The sequence below is a fragment of the Isoptericola sp. NPDC055881 genome (genome assembly GCF_053615895.1).
The window spans coordinates 1-3,192 of the sequence record NZ_JBSHCR010000138.1 but is presented as its reverse complement, the minus strand read 5'-3'; the positions used below and the strand labels follow the sequence as shown (position 1 = coordinate 3,192).

Genomic DNA, 3,192 nt, shown 5'->3' with positions numbered 1-3,192 from the left:
GGCGAGAATTCGCGCCCGAATTCTCGCCGTTTTCGTACCCACAGCGTGGGGCGGGGCTCAGCGGAAGCGTTGCGCCGCCAGCGGTGCGGCCTCCGCGAGGCCGCGCACGGCGGGGTGGACGTCGTCGTCCGCGCCGGCGGCGAGCACGTCGCTCATCGGACCGGACGCGACGAACGTGCCGTCCGCGAGCACGTGCACGGTGGGGCAGAGGCGGCCGACCAGCTCCACGTCGTGCGAGACCAGGAGCACCGCGGTGCCCTCGGCACGGGTCGCCTCGGTGAGACGGCGCACGATCTCGCCGCGCATGGCGGGGTCGACGGCGGTGAGCGGCTCGTCGAGCAGCATCGCGTCCGGCCGGGTCGCGAGCGCCAGCGCCAGCGCGAGGCGCTGCTTCTCGCCGCCCGAGAGGGAGTGGATGGTGCGCCGGGCGAACTGCGGCTCGAGCGCGACGTCGTCGAGCAGCTCGGCCACCGTGCGGCCGCTCGCGCGCCCGGCCTTGCGGGCATCGGTCAGCGCGCCGGAGACGGCGCGGTCCACCGTCCACCGCGGGTCGACGTCGAGCCCGTTCTGCGCCACCGTGCGCACGGCGGCGCGGAACCGCTTCTTGTCCCGACGCCCCAGCTTGGAGACGGTGCGGCCCTGGAAGGTCACGTGACCCTCGCGGATGCGCAGCTGGCCCAGCAGCGCCTGCACCAGGGTCGACTTCCCGGCGCCCGACTCGCCCACCACGCCCACCGGCTCGCTCCCCGGCAGCAGCGCCAGGTCGATGCCCTCCAGGATCGCCGGCCCGCCGTACCCGACCACCAGGCCGGTCGCGCGCAGGATCGGGGTGGGGGAGGTGGTGCTCATGAGGTCGCCTTCTGCTTCACGTGGCGCGCCCGGACGGGCGCTGCCGGTACGTCCGACGAACGAAGGTACCGCGCGGTTCCCGCCCCGTCCGCCCTGCCCGGTGCGCGGACGGCAGGCATACTGCCCAGATGGCGATGGAGCGGGAGGCGGTGGCGCACTGGGTCGCCGCGTACGAGCGGGCCTGGCGCGACGCCGACGCGGACGCCGTCGCGCAGCTCTTCACGCCCGAGGCGCGGTATGCGCGATCGCCCTACGACCTGGAGGTGCTGGTCGGGCACGACGCGATCCGCGAGTTCTGGACCGTCGACGAGGATGCCACCTTCACGATGACGGCCGCGCTGCTCGCCGTCGAGGACGACGTCGCCGTCGTCCGGCTCGAGGTGCGGTACACCGCGCCGCGGGAGCAGGAGTACCGCGACCTGTGGGTGCTGCGCTTCGCCCCCGACGGCCGCGTGTCCGACTTCGAGGAGTGGGCGTACTGGCCGGGGCGCACGTGGACCGCGGCCTCCTGAGTCAGGCGGCGTCCTGAGTCAGGCGCCGTTCGTCTCCCAGTAGTCCAGCTCGACCCGCCACGGCGCGGGCAGGACGGCGGCGAGCGCGTCGCGCAGCGCCTCGCCCTCGGCGCGGTGCGCGGCGGCCACGCGGAGGTCGTCCCAGCCGTGCAGATAGTGGTAGTGCTCGTTGAAGACGTCCGCCCAGGCGCGCAGGCGGACCGCGAGCGCGTCGTCCACGGCCTCCTCGACGGCAGCGTTGCGGGCGGGGTCGGTCTTGGGCCAGATCGGCCAGTCGACCGAGTAGTCATTCATGAGTCGGACGCGGTGAGGGTCCGGCGGAGGCGGGTCGGTCGTGTCCCCCGACCGGCGTCGTGGAACGAAGACCTCTCCGGACTGGGGCGCGTACGCGTACCAGTCGAAGGAGAGGCCGTCGTCCCCGGACCGGGTCACGACCGCGCGCCGCCGCGGGCGTCCATGCGGGCCAGGAGCTTGGGGAAGACGTCGCCCAGCCGCAGGCCGTCGTGCTCGAACTCGTTGGTCACCCAGGCGCGGGCGTTGCCGACGTGCGCCGCGGTGTCGAGCGAGAGGTCCCCGTCGACGAACATGTCGTCGTGGTAGACGGCCGCCTCGAGCGGCACCTCGTTGCGGGCGAGGACGTCGAGGTCGTACAGGTCGTCCCAGCCGTCGCGGGCGGCGAGGGCCACGGCCGCCGGGCGGAACGGGCGCAGCGCGGCGACCTGCTCGAACATCCAGGGGTAGATCATCTCGCCGGTGAACAGCAGCGGGCGGGCGTCCGTGCCGAACGCCGGGTCCTCCTCGCGGACGCGCTGCGCGGCCCAGGCGGGGGCCCCGGTGCCGGACTGCGCGTAGATCGACTCGTGCAGGACGGCGTACATCGGGTTGGTGGCGAAGCCGGTGGCGGCCTCGACCTCGGCCAGGAACGTGTCGGTCAGCTCGTCGGACCCGTCGTCGAACGCCTCGTCGACGATCCAGTGCACCCGCTCGAAGCCGGGGCCCATGCCGAACGCCATACCGAGCGTCTGGAACCGCTCGACCGTGAGCAGGTCCCCGCCGGGCAGGCGCACGTCGCCCGCAGCGAGCCGGTCGGCGATCCGCGCGACGAGGTCGACGTCGTCGGGGTACCGCTCGCGGTACAGCGCGTTCTTGGCGACGACGCGCGGCTGGGTGCGCCGGTAGACGTCCTCGGCGCTCGCGGTCAGGCCCGCGAGGCCGCCGGTGACGTACGACGCCGCGACACCCTCGGGCGCGCGGGACAGGTAGGTGAGGGTGAGGAACCCGCCGTACGACTGGCCGAGCGTGGACCAGCGCCGCCCGCCGTACACGGTGCGGCGCACGTGCTCGGCGTCGTCGACGATCGCGTCGGCGCGGAAGTGGGAGAGGTGCTCGGCCTGCGCCTCGGCGGAGCCGAGCGCGGTGAGCGCGGCCGCGCGCACCGCCGTCGAGCGGCCGGTGCCGCGCTGGTCCAGCAGCACCACGCGGAACCGCTTGAGCGCGTCGCCCACCCAGCCGTCCGGGCCGGTGGGGCGCGGACCCTTCCCGCCGGGGCCGCCCTGCAGGAACACCAGCAGCGGCAGGTCGTCGCCCCGGCGCGTGGGGTCCACGAGCTCCCGCACGAACAGCGAGATCGTGCGACCGTCGTCGGGCCGCGACCAGTCCAGCGGCACCGTGAGGGTGCGGTCGGTGACGTGGACGCCGGGAATCGTGTACGCGCGGGTGACGGTGCTGCTCACCCCGCCACCCTACGGGCAGGACGGCGCAGAGCGGCGGGGACGAACGTCGTGCGGGCGGTCGTAGGTGTTCCCGAAGTGGAGGGCGCCCTGGCGCCCTG

At 74.3% G+C, this 3,192-nt stretch carries 4 protein-coding genes; 1 reads left to right on the top strand and 3 read right to left on the bottom strand.

What is annotated here, in order from left to right:
- Positions 1-57: 57 nt before the first annotated feature.
- Entirely contained in the window at positions 58-849 is a 792-nt protein-coding gene (locus ACWGKI_RS20685) for an ABC transporter ATP-binding protein (protein WP_452189548.1), read from the bottom strand.
- A 128-nt stretch (positions 850-977) separates the two neighbouring features.
- Here ACWGKI_RS20685 and ACWGKI_RS20680 point away from each other — a divergent pair, with 128 nt between their 5' ends.
- Complete coding sequence (locus ACWGKI_RS20680) at positions 978-1,361, top strand: YybH family protein (protein ID WP_452189546.1); 384 nt, start codon at positions 978-980, stop codon at positions 1,359-1,361.
- Between the two features lie 18 nt (positions 1,362-1,379).
- Here the strand turns inward: ACWGKI_RS20680 and ACWGKI_RS20675 are convergent, their stop codons facing one another.
- Entirely contained in the window at positions 1,380-1,655 is a 276-nt protein-coding gene (locus ACWGKI_RS20675) for a hypothetical protein (protein WP_452189545.1), read from the bottom strand.
- 134 nt (positions 1,656-1,789) lie between these two features.
- Positions 1,790-3,094: an alpha/beta fold hydrolase gene (locus ACWGKI_RS20670; RefSeq protein WP_452189543.1), complete on the bottom strand. Its 1,305-nt coding sequence runs from the start codon at positions 3,092-3,094 to the stop codon at positions 1,790-1,792.
- Positions 3,095-3,192: the final 98 nt, after the last annotated feature.

Bases quoted from the DNA above. Each gene is read 5' to 3' on its own strand.
- ACWGKI_RS20685 (WP_452189548.1), bottom strand. From the start codon at position 849: ATGAGCACCACCTCCCCCACCCCGATCCTGCGCGCGACCGGCCTGGTG.
- ACWGKI_RS20680 (WP_452189546.1), top strand. From the start codon at position 978: ATGGCGATGGAGCGGGAGGCGGTGGCGCACTGGGTCGCCGCGTACGAG.
- ACWGKI_RS20675 (WP_452189545.1), bottom strand. From the start codon at position 1,655: ATGAATGACTACTCGGTCGACTGGCCGATCTGGCCCAAGACCGACCCC.